Here is an 18051-nt window from a genome sequence, read left to right as displayed (position 1 = left end):
GAGATCCGCCACTCAGCCTCGGGAACAGCGTCGACGGGATGCTCGAAGCCGGTCAGGTGGCGCTGGTGGAAGGCGCGATCGAAATCAGGCGCGCGGAGGATCATCGGACACCCATCGTCGAGAGATCCATGCGCTGTAGCGCCGACGCCTGCCGCGGTTCACAGGCCTTTGGCGGCGGTAGCCAAGATCACATGGGCGAAAATGCGCCTTCGCCAAGGTCTTGTTTCCGGGACGCATACGCCGACGCGATTTCCATTTAGCGTCACGATCTTGGTGCGCGCTGTGCCTCGTCCGTTTCGCGTTCGTTTGAGCGTACGAGGATCCGCCACAGCAGCAATCTGCAACACTGACAAACATGCGATTGTTTCCGATAATATATCTTAGACGATATATGGATGCGCGACGGTGAAGATGCGTGGCCCGCGGCCCCTAACTCACCGCCTTGGCGACGACAGCGGCCAGCGCCTCGCCGATCTTTTTGGCGCCCTGAGCGTTGGGATGAATTCCGTCGCGCTGCATCAACGCCGGATTGCCGACGACGCCCGCGAGGATATTCGCGTAAAGCGGCACGCCGAACTCCTTGGCGAGGCTCGGATAAATGGCGTTGAAGTCGCGCGCATAGCTGGCGCCGATCCTGGCTGGCGCGGCCACGCCGACCAGCACCGCACGGACGTTCCGGGCCTTGAGCTTCTGCAGCACGCCACGAAGGTTCGCCTTGGTCTGAGCCGGATCGACGCCCTGCAGCAGATCGTTGCCGCCGAGCGCCACCACGCAGAGTTGTGTATCCTTCGAGACGCTGAAGCCAAGCCGGGCCAAACCGCCGCCGCTTGTGTCGCCCGAGACGCCGGCGGGCCTTACGACCGCTGAGATCCCACGCCGCCCCAGTGCTGACTCCAACTGCGCGGGCATGGCCTCGCGCGCGGGCAATCCGAGACCGGCGGTGATGGAGTCGCCCAACACGGTGATCACCACCGGCTTCGGCGCGGCGGCGATCTGGCTCAGCAGGCCGATCCCCAGCAAAAAACGACGACGATTGGGAAAACGTTGTGCGGTCTGGCTCATGCTTTCCTATGTAGTCTAGCTGCCGGCCAAACAAGGACCGGCCTTGCAGGAAAACCCATGTCTGACGACGTTAAGCCCGCCGCGCCCCTGGTCCTCGACGCCGTCGCCCTGACCCTGCCCTCCTCCGCCGGTCCCGTAAACATCCTGCGCGGCGTCGATCTGGTCGTGAATCCCGGCGAGCGGGTGGCGATCGTCGGCCCCTCGGGCTCGGGCAAGTCGTCGCTGATCGCGGTCGGCGCGGGCCTGGAAGAACCCACGTCGGGTCAGGTGCGTTTGTTTGGCCAGGATTTGGCCAAGCTGAACGAGGATGGCCGCGCGCGCCTGCGACGCGGTCGCGCGGCGCTGGTGTTCCAGTCCTTTCACCTGCTACCCAACATGACCGCCGAAGAGAACGTCGCAACGCCGCTCGAGATCGACGGCGCGCGCGACGCCATGACGACGGCGCGCGACTGGCTGGGCCGTGTCGGCTTGGCGGGGCGCCTCACCCATTACCCGCACCAGCTGTCGGGCGGCGAGCAGCAGCGCGTGGCCCTGGCCCGCGCCCTGGCCGCTCGCCCCGCCCTGCTGTTCGCCGACGAGCCCACGGGCAATCTCGACGGAGCCACGGCGACTTCGGTGGCGGATCTGATGTTCAACCTCGTGACCGAGGTCGGCGCGGCGATGGTGATGGTGACCCACGACCCCGTGCTGGCCACCCGGGCCGACCGGATCGTGCGGATGGCCGATGGACGGATCGTCTCGTGAGCCGCACGCCCCTCGCCTTCCGTCTCGCCGCCCGCGAACTGCGCTCGGGCGTGCGCGGTTTCCGCATCTTCCTGGCCTGCCTGGCGCTGGGCGTCGCGGCGATCGCGGCGGCCGGCTCGACGGCTGAAGCCTTCCGCCAGGGCCTGGCCAGCCAGGCGCGTGAGATCCTGGGCGGCGACCTGTCGTTCTCGATCGAAAACCGTGATTTCACCCCCAAGGAGCGCGAGGCGTTCGACAAGCTGGGCGTGACCACCTACGCCGCCACGGCCCGCGCCATGGCCCAGGCCCCCAGCGGTGAGCGGCGACTGGTCAATCTGCGCGGCGTGGACGGACAGTTTCCGCTCGCCGGCGCCGTGACGCTGGAAGGCGCGCCGAACCTGCAAGCCGCCCTGGCCGATCGCAACGGCCTGCCGGGCGCGGCGGTGGAGCCGGCGCTCCTGGATCGCCTGAACCTGAAGATCGGCGACCGGTTCGAGGCCGGCCCCATGACACTGGTCGTGGGCGCGCGGTTGACCGGTGAGCCCGACGGCCTGTCACGCGGCTTCGCCATCGCGCCCCGTGTCCTTGTCCGGGGCGAGGTGCTGGAGCGATCCGGCCTCCTGGCGCCGGGCGGCCTGACTAGTCGGACGGTGCGCGTGGCGCTTTCGCCCAACCAGGATCCCCGCGCAATCGGTAAGGCCGTGCAGGCCTCGCTTCCGGACTCGCGGATGCGGGTGCGCGACCGTCTGGACGCTGCGCCGGGCGCGCGCCGGCTGATCGACCAGCTGGAGTATTTTCTGGGCTTCATCGGCCTGGCGTCGCTGGTCGCCGGCGGCCTCGGCGTGGCGGGCGCGGTTTCGGCCTATCTGTCTGCGCGAGAGCCGGCGATCGCCGTGTTGAAGGCTCTGGGCGCGCAGAGCGGCCTGATCCGCGATCTGCACCTGATCCAGATCGCGGTCCTGGCCCTGCTGGGGATCGCGATCGGCCTCGTCGTCGGCGGCGCCGCGCCCCTGATCCTGGGGCAGCTCGCGGGCTCCAGTTTGCCGGTGCCGGCGCTGTTCAAGGTCTATCCCCTGCCCCTGGCCAAGGCCGCGCTCTTTGGCCTGCTGGCTGCGGCGGCGTTCTCGTTGCTGCCCCTAGCGCGAGCGCGGACGACGCCGCCGTCGGCCCTGTTCCGGCGCGCGCCCAAAGGTCGGCTTCCGTTCGGCGTCGAGACGGTCGGCGCGGCGCTGGCCGGCGTGGGCCTGGCCGCGCTGGCGGTCGCCACCGCCCCGACCCCGCTGGCCGCCGCGATCATGATCGCCGGGGTGGCGGTGTCGTTTGGCCTCCTCGCCGCGCTGGGCCGGTCCGCCGCCTGGGCGGCCGGCAAGGCGCGCGGTCTCACCCGAGGCCCCGCCAAGCTGGGCCTCGCCAACCTCGCGGGGCCTCGCTCGGCGGCGCGAACGGCCAGCCCGGCGATCGGTCTGGGCGTCGCGCTCCTGGCGTGCGTGGTGCTGATCCAGTCGGCGCTCCTTGCCCAGGTCAGCGACGTGGCCCCCCGCACCGCGCCGGCCATGGTGTTCACCGAGATTCCGGCCGACCAGGCCGCGACCTTCGACGCGACGGCGGCCTCGGTCATGGGGCCGCTGACCGAGGACACCTATCTGCGCATGCCGTTCGTCACGGGCCGCATCATCGCGGTCAAGGGCAAGCCGATCGATCCGAAGAGCGTCAAGCCCTCGGCGCGATGGGCGTTCGACAACGACATCAGCCTGTCGACCCTGGGCAAGGAGCCGAAGAACGCCGGCGTCGTCGCCGGGCGTTGGTGGGCGGAGAACGACGCCGGTCCGCCCAAGCTGGCCATGAGCGCCGAGATCGCTGAAGCCGCCGGACTCAAGCTTGGCGACACGGTCACCCTGCTGGTTCTGGGCCAGGAGATCGAGGCGCGGATCACGGTCCTGCGGACGATCGAGTTCGGCGGCTTCGGACCCAACTTCAACCTGATCCTCAATCCGGCGACGCTGGAAGGGGCCGAGCTTCGCAGCGTGGCGATCGCGCGTATGGACAAGGCCCAGGAAGCCGCCCTCACCCGCAAGCTTGGCCAGACCTTGCCGACGGTCAACGTGATCAGCGTGCGCGAGCAGTTGGAGTCGGCCGCCGCCCTCTTCGACCGGCTGGCCCTGGCTGTTCGCGGCGCGGCGGCGGTGGCGGGTCTGGCGGGCCTCCTGGTGCTGGCCGGCGCCATCGCGGCCGGCGCCCGAGCGCGGGCGCGGGAAGCCGCGACCCTGAAGGTGCTGGGCGCCACGCGGGGCCAGATCCTCTTGGCCTATGTGATCGAGTACGGCGCGGTGGGTCTGATCGCCGGGGCGGCCGGCGTGCTCTTCGGCTTCGCCGCCGCCTGGCCGGTGGTGGTCAAGGTCTTCGAGGCCACCTGGAGCGTCGACTGGAGCGGCGTGCTGGCCCTGCTGGCGGGCGCGACGGGCCTGGCGACCCTGGGCGGCCTGATCGCCGCGAGCCTCGCCCTCGCGCAAAGGCCAGCGCCGGTTCTGCGGGGGGACTAGCGGCCCCGCAGAACCGGCCTTGGTCGCTTGGCCGGTTTAACCGCCGACACGAGGGAGGCGGGGCGATCCGCCAGGACAACCGGCGTGATCGCACCGAAGCGCGACGGCCGGCTCCTACCAGACGAAGGTGCCCGCCGATCTGGCGGGCAAGGACGCTTTGAAGCGCGCTCCGGGCGACGCAATTGCGAAGTCGACCGCAGCGGTCGAAACGTTCAGCACGATCAGCACGCGCTGTCCGTCGGGGTTCTGGAACGCCACCGTCCGCAGCCCCTCGACCTTCGCCGGCGATCCGATCCGCACCGCGCCGGGCTTCACGAAGCGGCTGGCGTGGCCGAAGGCGTAGTATTCCTGTGTGCGGGTCACCGCGCCGGTCTGGCTGTCGATCGAAACCACCCCGCGACAGTCGCCACAGCCGCCGGCGTGCGGTCCGAACTTCTCGTCCAGCGCCAGGTTCCACATCAGCACGCCGCGCGCGCCGCCGCGGGTCGAGCCGATGATCAGCTGCTCGACCATCCACGAGAAGCTGTCGTCGAACTTGGGCGCCCACTCGCCGCCCGAACACTCGGTGAAGAACACGTCCTTGTCCGGATAGGCCGCGTGCACCTTGTCCTGCGCCGAAACGTCGCCGGCGTAGCAGTGCCAGGCCACGCCCGTCAGGAACGCCCGGGCCTTCGGGTCGGCCAGAACCGTCAGCGGCTGCTGCGGCTGGTCCCAGTTGTGGTCCCAGTCGAGCACGCGGGTCTTGATCTTCTCACGCACAAACACCGGGGCCAGGTGCTCGCCGAAGAACCGCGCGCGATCCTGCGGCAGCCACCGCATGCCCGGATAGTTCTCGGGCTCGAAGTCGGGCTCGTTCTGGACGCTGAGATAGTCAGTCGGCACGCCGACTTTCGCGGCTTCCTGGACGTAGCGGGCGAAGAAGCGAGCGTAGACCGGATAGGCCTCGGCCTTGAGCTGGCCTTTGACCAGTGAGCCCGTGGTCTTCATCCAGGCCGGCGCGCTCCACGGCGAGGCCATGACCTTCAGCTCGGGATTGATCTCCAAGGCCGCTCGCAAGGTCGGGAACACGTCCTGCTGAGGACGCGCCAGTGAGAAGTGCTCCAGCCCCGGATCCGGCGCGTCGCCTGGCGTGTCGTTGAGGCTGTAGTGGTCCAGCGAGAAGTCGGACGCGCCGATGGTCACGCGGGTAAAGTTAAAGCCCAGACCGCCCTCCTCCCGGCCGAACAGTTCGCGCAAGAGCGCGTCGCGGTCAGCGGGCTTGAGCTTGTTCTGGATCAGCCAGGCCGAGGCGTCGGTGATCGACGCGCCAAAGCCGACCATCGACTGGTGGCGCTCCTGGGTGTCGATCGCGATCACCGGCAGTCCGGCCAACGCCTCGGGGGACGAGGTCGCCACAGGCGCCTGCGCCGCCAGGAGCTGGCTCTTGTCGCCGGTCGTCACCCAGGCGCGGAGCTTGGGCGCTGCGAGGACGGGAGAGGTCGCGGCCAGCGCCGCGACCGTCAGGGATACAAGGCGCAGACGCATCAGGGCTTCCTCGACCAAGCCTTCAACTGCGCGCTGCCGGTCAGGACAGGCTCGCCGGCGTTGCGGCCCACATAGAGCGGATAGCTTCCCGCCGCGATGGTCCAGCCCGGCTTGGCGGTGTCGTAGTCCGCGATGATACGCGGCTCCACCGTCAGGGTGACGCGCTTGGTCTCGCCGGGCGCCAGATCCACCTTCTGGAAGCCGGCCAGACGCAGCATGGCCTTGCGCTGGCCCGAGGTGACATAGAGTTGCGGCGTGTCAGCGCCGGCGACCTTGCCGGTGTTGGTGACGTCGAAGCTGACCTTCAGGCCATCGCCGTCCTCGACCTTGAGGTTCTTGTAGCCGAAGCTGGTGTACGAGAGGCCATAGCCGAACGGATAGAGCGGCTGGCGCTTTTCCTGGGCATACCAGCGGTAGCCGACCGCCGCGCCTTCGACGTAGCGCACCGGAAAGCCCTTGATCGGACCCGCCTTCTGGCCCGCGCGGCGCGCGTCGTCGATGGCCGCCTGCTCAGCGAAGCCCGGCGCGCTGGCGCGCGGCGCCTGGTCCTCGCTCTTGGGGAAGGTCATGGCCAGGCGGCCCGACGGATTGACCTCGCCAAGCAGCAGGCGCGCGACGGCCTGGCCGCCGCGCTGGCCCGGGTACCAGGCCTGCAGCACCGCGCCGACCTTATGGAGCCAGGGCATCAGCACTGGACCGCCGGTCTCGAGCACGACGACCGCGTTCTTGTTGGCCGCTGACACCGCCTCGATCAGGGCGTCCTGGTTCTCGGGCAGCGCGATCGACGGGGCGTCCTGGGCTTCGGTCTGCCAGTGCCAGGCGAACACGATGGCGACGTCGGCGTCCTTGGCGGCGGCCGCGGCGGCGGCTGGGTCCTTGCCGTCGACGTAGGTAACCTCGGCGTTGGGGTTAGCGGCCTTGATCGCCTGCAGCGGCGAGGACGCGTGCCAGGTGACCCGTACGAACGAAGCCGCCTCGCCGCCGTTCAGCGGGATCTCGACCGGCGCGCCGCCCACCGAGCGGACCTGCGAGGAGCCGCCGCCCGAGAGCACGCCGACGTCGGCATGGGCCCCGATCAGGACGATCTTCTTGGCGCTCTTGGTCAGCGGCAGCAGTCCGCGATCATTCTTCAGCAGCACAGAACCACGCTCGGCCACTGTCTGGGCGACCTTGGCGTGGGCGTCGTAGTCGATCGGCTGGGCGCTCGTCGGGATCGGATTGTCCATCAGGCCTGAGCTGATCACACCGTACAGGATACGCCGGACCATGTCATCGACGCGGGCCTGGCTGACCTCGCCCTTGGCGACGGCGGCCTTCAGGTCTTCGCCAAAGAAGATCTGGGTGTCGAGCTCCTGGCCCGACTGCTGGTCCAGCCCCGCCAGCGCCGCCTTGACCGTGCTGTGCACCGCGCCCCAGTCCGACATCACCCAGCCCGGATAGCTCCAGTCGCGCTTGAGCACCTTGTTGAGCAGGAAGTCGTTCTCGCAGGCCCAGTCGCCATTGACCTTGTTGTAGGCGCACATGACCGAGGCGGGGTTGCTTTTCTCGATCGCGATCTGGAAGGCCAGGAGGTCACTTTCGCGCAGATCCGCCTCGTCGATCTGGGCGTCCATCACGTGCCGGCCCGTCTCCTGGGCGTTCAGCGCGAAGTGCTTGATCGTCGAGACGATCTTGTTGGACTGCACGCCCTTGATCTGCTCGGCGACCATCTCGCCGGCCAGAAGAGGGTCCTCGCCCAGATACTCGAAGTTACGGCCCGCCCACGGGTCGCGGGTCAGGTTGACGCCACCGGCCAGCAACACGTTGAAGGTCTTGGCGCGCGCCTCGGCGCCGATCATCGCACCGCCCGCATAGGCCAGCTTCGGCTCGAAGGTCGAGGCCAGGGCGAGGCCGGACGGCAGGGCCGTGGCCACGTCGCCCTTGCGCTGCTCCACCTGGTTGGCGACACCGAGGCTGGCGTCGCTTTCGCGCAGGGTCGGGATGTTCAGGCGCGGCACGCCCGGCACATAGCCGGCCGACGGGATCATGTCCGTCGGCGCCGGCTTGGCCATCGGCGGAAACAGGCCGTGCAGATAGGTGATCTTCTCATCCAGAGTCATCTGCTTGACGAGCGCGTCGGCGCGCACCCAGGCCGGATCGTTCGCCCGAGCGGCCAGGGGCGCGCTGTCCTGCGTCGGCATGACCTGCGCGACCGCGCCCGACATCGGCAGGAACGCGAGCAACGCCACGGCGGCGGTAGTCCGGCGCAGGATCCGCAAGGCGGATGATGGCTGGGCGGCGGTCGTCATGGCGGTACTCCGGATAAGCGTGGCTATGAGGTGGGAACAGGCGCGAGCGGCGGCGCCGGACAGGCCTGCGCGACGAACTCGGCATGGGAGGGCATCACGTTCAGGCACTTGCCGATGACCGTCTCGATGTTCCCGAGGAACCGGGCGATCTCGTCGTCCGACTTGACGCGCACGAGCGGGTCGTAGGCGCGCGGTATGACGCCCTGGCCGAGGAAGACCTGGATCCAGCTCTCTTCGGTGAACAGCTCGTCGTCCTCTCGGAACACGCGGCCGTTGGCGCGGAAGAGATCCGTTTTCCGCTGCAGCGTGGCGGGGATCTCCATGTCGCGGCAGTAGCGCCAGAACGGGCTGTCGTCGCGCTCGGTGGCCTTGTAGTGCAGGATGATGAAGTCGCGGATCCGCTCGTATTCGAAATCGCTCTGGCGATTGAACTCGTCGATCGTCGCCTGATCAAAGCCAGCGTCCGGCAGCAGCCGCACCATGCGGATCACCGCTGATTGGATCAGGTGCAGACTGGTCGACTCCAGGGGCTCGAGGAAGCCGCTGGCGAGGCCGATCGCGACGCAGTTCTTGTTCCAGATCTTCTTGCGCTTCCCGGTCTTGAAGCGAATGCGCAGCGGGTCGGCGCGCTGGGCGCCGTCGAGGTTCGCAAGCAGGACGCGCTCGGCCTCGTCGTCGTCGATGTACTGGCTGGAGTAGACGTGGCCATTGCCCGTGCGGTGCTGCAGCGGGATTCGCCACTGCCATCCTGCCGTGTGCGCGGTCGAGCGCGTGTAGGGCGTGAAGTGCTCCGAGCGATCGCACGGCACGGCGACGGCGCGGTCGCAGGGCAGCCAGTGCGTCCAGTCCTCGTAGCCGGTCTTGAGCGCCTGCTCGATGATCAGGCCCCGGAAACCCGAGCAATCGACGAAGAGGTCGGCCGTGAGCACCTCGCCATCGTCCATCGTGACCGACTGCACGAAGCCGTCTTCGGCGCGCAGGGTCACGTCAACGATCTTGCCTTCACGGCGCTTGACGCCGCGCGCCTGGGCGAAGGTCGACAGGTGCTTGGCATAGAGGCCCGCATCGAAATGGAAGGCGTGAGCGATATGGCCGATCGGCGACTCCGCCATATCGGGCCGGGCGCGCATGAACTTGTTGCTCAGCGCCATCGCGTTGTTGATCGACAGGTTGTCGAAGTCGCCCGCTCGGCCCAGTTCCCGCATGCGCAGCCAGTACTGATGGCAGCGCAGCCAGCCCAGGTCCTGGCCGATGACGCCAAAACCGTGGAGATAGCTCTCGCCCTGGCGCCACCAGTTCTTGAACTGAATGCCCAGCTTGAACGAGCCCTGCGTCTTGCGCAGGAAGTCGTCCTCCTCCAGCCCGAGCAGTTCGTTGAATTTCTTGATGGCGGGGATGGTCGCCTCCCCCACCCCGACCGTGCCGATCTCCTCGGACTCGACGAGGACGATCTCGTAGAGCCCCTGGAAGAGGCGCGAGCAGAGCGCGGCCGTCATCCATCCGGCGGAGCCGCCGCCAGCGATCAGAATCTTTTTGAGCGGTTGCAACCACCCGCCTCCCGTTAGGTCGTAGGTCGGGGCCGCCTTTCGACGACCCCGCCCCGATTGGTTCGTGCCTGGCGAACAGAGCCGCTGGGGAGAGCGACCCGTTCAGCCCCCGGCTTAGAACCGATAGTTCACGCCGAACAGGATCTGACGGCCGTACTTTTCGTAGGTTTCGGGCAAGGCGCCGCCACCGCTGGTCTTGGTCCCGCCGCCGTCCAGGCCCAGACGGGTGCGGTACGGCGTATTGGTCAGGTTGTTGACCTGGACCAGCAGCCCCAGGTTCTCCATCGGCCCATCCTGGAAGGTGTAGCCGATCTGGGCGTCGACCTGCTTGTCGGCCAGGATCTCGGTGAAGCCGCGCGTGGCGAACAGCTGCACCACTTCACCCTTGAAGGCCGAGCGATAACGCTGGCTGATCCGCGCCTGGAAGCCGCCCCGCTCGTAGTAGCCGGTCACATTGTAGACCGTGCCCGACAGGCCGGGGATACGGACCTTCTGCTTGGGATCGGTGCTGGTGGTCGGGTTCAGGTTCGACTTGGTCAGCGAGAGGCTGCCCTGCATGCCGAAGCCCTTCAGCAGGTCGGCGAACTGGCCAAGATCCACCGCGCCGCTGAATTCCAGGCCCTTGACCACGCCGCCGTTGCCGTTGGCCGGCAGGGTGATCTGGCCGATCGGGCTGATGGTGATGCCCGGCGGGATCGCCGTAGCCGTCGTGGGCAGCGGGATGCCGGTGAAGTCGAACTTGCCGGTCTGCGAATAGATGTAGGTGTCGAGCTTCTTGTAGAAGCCGGCCACCGACACGTAGGTCGCGGGGCTGACATACCACTCGTAGGCAAGGTCGGCCGCCTTGGCCATCCAGGGCTTCAGGTTCGGGTTGCCGCCGCTGGCCGACCACGGATTGACCGTCGTGCCCGGTGCGCAGGGTTGGCCCGAACAGACCAGCGAGTTGAAGCCCGGCGTGACGTTGGCGCGCATATCGTCCATGCGCGGACGGGCCATGGTCTTGGACAACGCGAAGCGCAGGCGGTGGCCGCCGCCCAGATCATAGATCAGGTTCATGCTGGGCAGGACGTCAGTGTAGTCGTCCTTGACGTTGATCTTGGTGGGCGTGATCGGCTTGCCCGGTTCGGTGCCGTTGATCACGACGCCCGAAGAGGCCTGCTCCTGCTTGACCACCTGAACGCCCAGGTTGCCGCGCAGGTCGCCGGCCTGGAAATTGGCGCGGGCGAAGAAGGTCGTGACCTTCTCGGTGATCTCCCAGGTCTTGTCGTAGTAGTTGGCGTCCAGGATCGGCGCCCAGTTGTAGTACTTGCGCCAGGCGTCGCCGATGTTGACGCTCAGCACGCCGCCGAAGCCGGCGAAGCCAAGCTGCGTCGGGTCCACGAGGTCGGCCGCGTCGACATAGACCTGCTGGCGACCGTTCTTGAGGAACAGATCGTTGTCCGAGACGGTCTTGCCCTTGTCGCGCTTGGTGTGGTTCACGCCCGCGCTGACCTGGGTGATGAAGCCGTCCAGCTCGTGCTCAAGGTGGACGTCGATCGTGGTCACGTCCTCCTTCACCTGCGGGAAGCGAATGGCGCCGTCGTGGCCCCAGCCGCCCCAAGGCGCGCGGTCGCCCAGCGTCACCTTGCCGGCGTCGGCGTAGTTGAAGCCCTCGTCGTATTGCGAGAAGCCGTTGTCGGCGACCTGGAAGCCGATCTTGTCGAACACTCGACCGATGTCCGGCGTGGCCGGAGTCACGCCACCGACGCCGCGGCCATAGCCCGCGTACGTCTCCATGATCTGTTCCTTCCGCTTGTTGGAGGAATAGGACAGATCCGCGACCAGCTTGGTGCGGTCCGACAGCTGGAACTCGTTGTTCAGACCGGCCGAGAACAGCTGGTCCATGCGGGTGTTGTAGTCATTCCGCAGCTGCGGGACCGCGTTGTTGAGCAGACCGCTGCGCGCGAACTGCGAACCGCCGAGGTCTTCGGTCTTGATGTTGGTGAAGGTGGCGTTGTCCGCCCAGCCGTTCGAGAACCATTGCGCCCCGCGCGTTGTCTCTTCCTGCCGGAACGTCGAGTAGTACAGGTCCAGGGTCGAATGGATCTGATCGTTCGGCTGGTACTCGAAGATGCCGATCACCGCGTCGCGCTTGTTGAGGCGCGAGGTGGCGAACAATTCCTGGCCGTTGAGGATCAGGGCGTTATCGGCGCTGTCGGGCGTCACGGCGAAGCCGAAGGCCTCATAGCCATAGGCCTTGTAGTGCTTCACCTGCGAGGGTGAATCCAGGTGGGCGTAACCCAGCGCCACGCCGAACGTGCCGTCGGCGAACTGGTTGATGTAGCTGGCGCTGTAGCGACCGCCCCAGTTGCTGACGTCGTCGTTCAGCTTCTTGCCGGCGGTCTTCTCGCCGCGAATGTTCACCGCGACGGCGCGCTTGCCGAACTCGAGCGGACGCACCGTGCGGAGGTCTGCGGTGCCCGACAGGCCCATGCCAGAGACCTGGGCGTCTGGGGTCTTGTAGATCACGACGCTCGACAGCAGTTCCGACGGATACTGGTCGAATTCGACGGCGCGGTTGTCGCCGGAGCTGGCCTGCTGGCGGCCGTTGAGCAGCGTCGTGGTGAAGTCCGGCGCGAGCCCCCGGATCGAGATCACCTGGGCGCGGCCGTTGACGCGCTGGGCGGCCAGACCCGGCAGACGCGCGATCGACTCGCCGATCGAGACGTCCGGCAGCTTGCCGATGTCTTCCGCCGACACAGCCTCGACGATCGAGGTCTCGTTCTTCTTGATGTTGATTGCGTTCTGGATGCCGGCCTTGATGCCGGTCACCACGATGGCCTCGACGGTGTCGTCCTCGGCCTTGGGCGTCTGGGGCGCCGACTGCGCCCAGGCGGAGCCCGAGCCGGCCAGGGCCAGGGTGATCGCGGCGGCCGAGGCCGTGCCGTAGAATCGCTTGTTGGACGGATGCGCGCCGCCGTTCTTACGGTTTCGCATAAGCTCTCCCCCTTCTAATTCGCCCTGCTGCGGCGAGATATCGTTCTTGTTGTCAGGCCAATAGCCGTGAATGCGCCTCTATGGAAGCGCTTCCAATTGCGCTCAACGCGACAACGTTGTCAAGCTCGTGCGGTCTAGAGGTGGGCGGTGGTTGTCGTCTGCCGCGAGACCACGGCGTGTTCGAGTTTCTCGAAGACGGGCGCTTGGGAGACGTTGACGCCCGTCAGGCGCGCGACCAGCAGCTCGACGGCGCGCTGGCCCAGGACCTTGACCGGCTGGTGCACCGTGGTGAGCGGCGGCCAGACGATGCCGGCCACAGGCGCATCGTCGAAACCTGTGATCGACAGGTCCTGCGGGATGTTGAGACCGCGCGCATGGGCGGCCGACAGGACGCCGGCGGCCATGTCGTCATTGGCGCAGACCAGCGCGGTCGGCTTGAGCGGATGGTCCAGAAGCTCCGGCGCCAGGCGGGTGCCCGACCGGAAGGTGAAGTCACCCCGGAGCACGACACAGTCGCCCTCCCCCAACGCCTGCTCGGCGAGCGCTCTGCGGAAGCCCTGCAGGCGTCGGTCGGCCGAAAGGTGCCCTTCCAGGCCGGCGATGAAGCCGAATCGTCGATGACCCAGGCGTAGGAGCTCGCGGGTCATGTCATAGCCGCCGGCCTCGTCGTCGACGCCGACCCCGTCGGCCTTGCCGCGCCCCGGACCACCGGGCGAGACGGTCACGACCTTGCAGCCCTGCGCAAGCGCCGCCTCGATCAGCGCGACGTCGTCGCTGTAGGGCGGCGACAGGATCAGGCCCTCGCAGCGTTGGGTGGTGATCAGATCCAGAATCCGCTTCTGGTGATCGGGCGTCTGCTGCGGAACGTTCTGGACCAGCACCTGATAGCCCAGCGTCAGGCAGGCGCGCAGCGCGCCCAGCTCCAGCGCGGACTCGTAGTACGAGTTCGGCTCGTTCTCGGGATCTGACGCGAAGACGAAGGCTAGCAGCCGGCTGGCCCCACCCGCGAGGCTGCGCGCCTGCGGATTGACCTTGTACGCCAGCGTCTCGACCGCCTGCATCACCCGCGCGCGGACCTCGTCGCGCACGTTCGGACCACCATTCAGAACCCGCGAGACCGTGACGCGCGCTACCCCCGACAGGCGGGCGACATCATCGATCGTAGGTCTTTTGGTGGTCAAATGGAGCTCCCCCTTCGAGCGCCGGGAAGATGATCAGGAAAGCAGAGCAACACAAGCGGCTCAACGTTATGACGCGCACGGAGCGACAGAGATCCGCCCTTTGGTTGACCGCTGTTCCCGGCTCTGAGCCAATCAGAAGCAGGAGGTAGCCATGACTCGCGCCAAGCGTATCCTGACCGGAGGGGCCATCGGCCTTGTCGTGGTCGCCCTTGTCGCGGCCTATTTCGGCTCGCCGGTGCTGGCCCTGCACAGCCTGACCGAGGCGGCCAAGACCGGCGATCGCGCCAAGCTGGAACGTCTCGTCGACTTCCCCGCTGTTCGGGAAAGCCTGAAGTCACAGCTCAAGGGGGCGATGACCCAGGCGTTCGAGGAGGACCCGGAACTGCGCGACAACCCGTTCGCCGCCTTCGGCCAGCTCCTGATGGTCGGCGTCGTCGACAAGGCGGTCGACGCCTACGCCACGCCCGACGCTATCGCGCAGATGGTCGCCACCAGTCGCGCGCCGTCCAAGATCTCGCCCTCTGTACAGGGGACACGCGTCGAGACCGGCAAGCCGCGCGACAAGTCCGACACCGAGATCCGCTACGGATTCCAGGACCTCGACCACTTCAAGGCGACCTATCGCGACAAGGCCAAGCCCGACGAGCCTGTGTTCGGCCTCACGCTGGAGCGGCAAGGCCTGTTTCGCTGGAAGCTGGTGCGGATCGACCTTTCGCCGGCGACCTAAAGCGACAGTCCGGCCAGTCTGGCCAGGGCCGGAATGTCGAATGAAGCCTCCAAAGCCGCTGCGATCTCGTCGAGGGCCAGATCCACGCGCGCGGCCTGATCGACGGCGTCCGAGACCGCGCCCAGCTCCGCCAGCAACGCCGCGCGCGCCTCGCCGCGATCGAACAGGCCGTGGACGTAGCAACCCTTGACCCGACCGTCCGGCGAAACGGCGCCGTCCGGCTCGCCCGTGTCGAACACCAACATCGGTCGCGGCGCGCCAGACGTGCGGCCGACATGCATCTCGTACCCCTCGAACCGCGCGCCGCCGTCCAGGCGGCCCGTGACGGGCCGCAGAGTCTTGTCACCGGTCATCACGGTGTCGACGTCCAGCAGGCCAAGGCCTTCCGAAGTCCCCGGCGCGCCCTCTACGCCTTCGGGATCAGCCACGCGCCGGCCCAGCATCTGATAGCCGCCGCAGATCCCCAGCACGCGACCGCCGCGCCGCAGATGAGCGCGCAGATCGACGTCCCAGCCCTGGGCGCGAAAAAAGTCGAGATCCGCCCGCGTCGCCTTCGTGCCGGGCAGGATCACCAGCTCGGCGTCGCCCGGCAGCGCCGAGCCCGGCGGCACGAAGGCGAACTCGACCCCAGGCTCGGCGTGCAGCGCGTCGAACTCGTCGAAATTGGCGATGCGGGACAGCATCGGAACCACGATGCGAACCTTGCCCTCCCGTGCCGCTGACCGCGCATCCAGCACAACCGCGTCCTCGGCCGGCAGTCGCCGCGCCGCCGCCAGCCACGGCGCCATGCCAAGGTCCGTCCAGCCGGTGCGGTCCACGATCGCTCGCCGCCCGTCGTCGAACAGCGCCGGATCGCCGCGAAACTTGTTGATCAAAAAGCCCTTGATCATCGCCCGATCCTCAGGATCGAGCACGGCGTGCGCCCCCACGAGCGCGGCGATCACATGGCCCCGGTCGATGTCGCCGACCAGGACGACGGGCACATCGGCGGCGCGGGCGAAGCCCATATTGGCGATGTCGCCGGCCCGGAGATTGATCTCGGCCGGGCTGCCGGCCCCCTCGACAATGACCAGATCGCTCTGGCTTTCCAGCGTGCGAAAGCTCTCCAGCACGGTGGGCAGCAGGCTGGCCTTGTGATCCTGATAGCCGCGCGCCGCCCAGGATCCCGCCATCCGCCCGCGCACCACCACCTGCGCGCCGATATCGCTCTGCGGCTTGAGCAGCACGGGGTTCATGTCGACCGTCGGCGGGGTGCGACAGGCGATCGCCTGCAAAGCCTGGGCGCGACCGATCTCCCCGCCGTCAGCGGTGACGGCGGCGTTGTTCGACATGTTCTGAGGCTTGAAGGGCCGCACCACCAAGCCGCGATTGGCGAACAGTCGGCACAGGCCGGCGACCAGCACCGACTTTCCGACATCCGAGCCGCAGCCCTGGATCATCAAGGCGGCCATGCGCTGGTCTCCTCCAAGACAAGGTGGCCGGGGGCGAGGAACACAGTCCCCCGCCCCTGCCCGCCTTAGAAGCGCGCCCGCAGACCCAGGAACGCGCCTCGGCCCGGCGTGCCGTAGTTCAGGATGGTCTGATAGTCCTTGTCCAAGGCGTTCTCGACCCGACCATAGACCTCCAGGGTCTCGCTGATCGGATAGGACGCCCGCAGATCCACCGTCGCATAGTCCGACACCGGTACGGTGTTGGTCTCGTTATTGTAGGTCTTGCCCACATAGCGCACCGCTACCGTGGTCGAGAGCCCGACCGGCCAGCGATAGGTCGCCGACAGGTTGGCGAGGTCCTTCGGGCGACGCGACAGCTGCTTGCCGGCATTGGCGCCCGCGGCAAGCTCGGCCTCGGTATAGGTGTAGTTCCCGGTGAACGTCAGACGCTCGGTCGGGCGCGCCTCGGCGATCAGCTCCAGGCCTTGCGCCTTGGTCTTCTGCAGGTTGCGGTAGTAGCCGAAGCGGAAGATCCCGCCCGGCGCGCACATCGTGTCGGTCGCGCCGAACGAACACGAGAAGAAGCGGATCTCGTTGTCGGCCTCGCGATGGAAGACCGTGGCCGAGGCGCGGACCTTGCCATCGAGGAAGCGCTGCTCGACCCCGGCTTCCCAGCTGTCGAACTCTTCGGGCGAGAGCGCGGCGTTGCCGTACTCGCTGAACAGCTCATAGAGGCCCGGCGCGCGGAAGCCTTGGCTGTAGCCGGCGCGCAGCACCGTCGCGTTATCGTTCAGCGCCCAGGCCGCGCCGACCTGGCCCAGCGTGTGGGCGCCGTAGGCGTCGTGGTCCTCGTAGCGCAGACCGCCGGTCACGGTCAGGCCCGGCGCGATCTCGGCCTGCAGTTGGCCATACAGGCTGTCGGCGCTGATCTTGCCGGTCCGGAACGCCACGTTCGGATTGGCGACCGACGGCGAGCGGGTGCGCATGCGCGAGCGCTCGCTCTCGGCGCCGAAGGTGGCGGTCCAGGTCTCGGTGATGGCGAAGACGCCCTGATACTCCCAGCGCTTGTTCTTGCCGGCGGCGTCGAAGGTCATCGGCACGGCGGCGCGGGCGGGGTTGTAGTTCTGGCGGTCGGTGTCGGTGTAGGCGAAGCCGACGCGGTTGTTCCAGCGACCGTCCAGCAAGGCGGCGTTCAGGCCTTGATAGACCACCAGCTCTTTGGTGCGACCAAACTCGGGGCTGTCGGTGTTGAAGCCGTCGAAGTCGTTCTTGCCGCGCGAATAGACCGCCCGGGTCTCGACCGAGACCGCGTCGGTAAGCTTCACCCGCAGGCGGCCCGACAGGCCCGTGTTCTGGTAGCCGTCCTTCTCCTTGCCCAGCTTGTACGAGGAGAAGCCGTCGGTGGTGTAGTAGCCGCCCGCGACGCGCCAGGTGACCTTGTCCGACGCGCCGCCGACGGCGCCGCGCAGATAGCCCGTCTTGCGCGCGCCGGCCTCGGCCGACAGTGAGCTGGTGAACGGCGTGGTCGGCTCAGCCGTGACGATGTTGACGACGCCGCCGATCGCCTGGCTGCCCCAGAGGGTGGATTGCGCGCCGCGGAGCACTTCGATGCGCGAGATGTCGCCGACCAGCAGGTTGCCGCTGTTGAAGCCGCCCTGGATTGACGAGGGATCGTTCAGCTTGACGCCGTCGATCAGCACGACGGTGTGATGGCTCTCGGCGCCGCGGATATACAGACTGGTCGCCGTGCCGACGCCGCCGTTGCGGGCGAAGGTCACGCTGGGCGTCTGGGCCAGCAGTTCGGTGACCGAGATCGCCTGGCTGGCCTCGATCGCGGGCTGGGTCAGGACGGTCACCGCAGCGCCGACCTTCTCGATCGGCTGAACGGTGCGGGTGGCGGTGACCACCAGTTCGGCGACGCCATTGGCGCCGACCGCGCCGGCGACGTCGGCTTCAGGGGCCTTCTGGTCATCGGCGAGGGCCGGAGCGGCCAGCAGCGCGGTGGCCAGGGCGGTGGAGCTCAAGAGGGCTCGGATCATAATACAGTCTTCCC

The 18051-nt window shown here is 67.8% G+C and carries 11 protein-coding genes; 3 read left to right on the top strand and 8 right to left on the bottom strand.

Annotated elements, in window-relative coordinates:
• Nucleotides 1-429: 429 nt before the first annotated feature.
• Nucleotides 430-1062, bottom strand: coding sequence for an arylesterase (locus OVA11_RS12030; protein ID WP_268067611.1), 633 nt, complete (start codon nucleotides 1060-1062; stop codon nucleotides 430-432).
• 57 nt (nucleotides 1063-1119) lie between these two features.
• Between OVA11_RS12030 and OVA11_RS12025 the strand changes: the two genes are divergently transcribed.
• Both OVA11_RS12025 and OVA11_RS12020 read left to right on the top strand, forming a co-directional pair.
• On the top strand, nucleotides 1120-1806 hold the full coding sequence (locus tag OVA11_RS12025) for an ABC transporter ATP-binding protein (protein WP_268067610.1): 687 nt from the start codon (nucleotides 1120-1122) through the stop codon (nucleotides 1804-1806).
• On the top strand, nucleotides 1803-4325 hold the full coding sequence (locus OVA11_RS12020) for an ABC transporter permease (protein ID WP_268067609.1): 2523 nt from the start codon (nucleotides 1803-1805) through the stop codon (nucleotides 4323-4325). Before OVA11_RS12025 ends, OVA11_RS12020 begins: the two co-directional genes overlap by 4 nt.
• Nucleotides 4326-4439: 114 nt before the next feature.
• Here the strand turns inward: OVA11_RS12020 and OVA11_RS12015 are convergent, their stop codons facing one another.
• The 5 genes from OVA11_RS12015 to OVA11_RS11995 form a co-directional block, all read right to left on the bottom strand.
• Nucleotides 4440-5849, bottom strand: a complete 1410-nt coding sequence (locus OVA11_RS12015; protein ID WP_268067608.1) for a glycoside hydrolase family 30 protein — start codon at nucleotides 5847-5849, stop codon at nucleotides 4440-4442.
• Nucleotides 5849-8137 (bottom strand): beta-glucosidase, encoded by a 2289-nt coding sequence (locus OVA11_RS12010; protein WP_268067607.1) that lies wholly within the window; start codon nucleotides 8135-8137, stop codon nucleotides 5849-5851. Before OVA11_RS12010 ends, OVA11_RS12015 begins: the two co-directional genes overlap by 1 nt.
• 23 nt (nucleotides 8138-8160) lie before the next feature.
• Nucleotides 8161-9684, bottom strand: a complete 1524-nt coding sequence (locus OVA11_RS12005) for a tryptophan halogenase family protein (RefSeq protein ID WP_268067606.1) — start codon at nucleotides 9682-9684, stop codon at nucleotides 8161-8163.
• A gap of 114 nt (nucleotides 9685-9798) precedes the next feature.
• On the bottom strand, nucleotides 9799-12660 hold the full coding sequence (locus OVA11_RS12000) for a TonB-dependent receptor (protein WP_268067605.1): 2862 nt from the start codon (nucleotides 12658-12660) through the stop codon (nucleotides 9799-9801).
• 134 nt (nucleotides 12661-12794) lie between these two features.
• A complete protein-coding gene (locus OVA11_RS11995; RefSeq protein WP_268067604.1) occupies nucleotides 12795-13841 on the bottom strand; it encodes a LacI family DNA-binding transcriptional regulator in 1047 nt (348 codons plus the stop codon).
• Nucleotides 13842-13992: 151 nt separating this feature from the next.
• On the opposite strand from OVA11_RS11995, the gene OVA11_RS11990 reads away from it, so the two are divergent.
• Nucleotides 13993-14568: a DUF2939 domain-containing protein gene (locus OVA11_RS11990; protein WP_268067603.1), complete on the top strand. Its 576-nt coding sequence runs from the start codon at nucleotides 13993-13995 to the stop codon at nucleotides 14566-14568.
• Here OVA11_RS11990 and OVA11_RS11985 read toward each other — a convergent pair.
• Entirely contained in the window at nucleotides 14565-16019 is a 1455-nt protein-coding gene (locus OVA11_RS11985; protein ID WP_268067602.1) for a cobyric acid synthase, read from the bottom strand. The two genes, OVA11_RS11990 and OVA11_RS11985, sit on opposite strands and share 4 nt — an antisense overlap.
• Before the next feature lie 65 nt (nucleotides 16020-16084).
• Complete coding sequence (locus tag OVA11_RS11980) at nucleotides 16085-18037, bottom strand: TonB-dependent receptor plug domain-containing protein (protein ID WP_268067601.1); 1953 nt, start codon at nucleotides 18035-18037, stop codon at nucleotides 16085-16087.
• Nucleotides 18038-18051: the final 14 nt, after the last annotated feature.

The organism is Caulobacter sp. SL161, assembly GCF_026672375.1.
Taxonomy (GTDB): domain Bacteria; phylum Pseudomonadota; class Alphaproteobacteria; order Caulobacterales; family Caulobacteraceae; genus Caulobacter.
The sequence above is the reverse complement of the archived record's forward strand: the minus strand, read 5'-3'. Positions and strand labels throughout refer to the sequence as shown.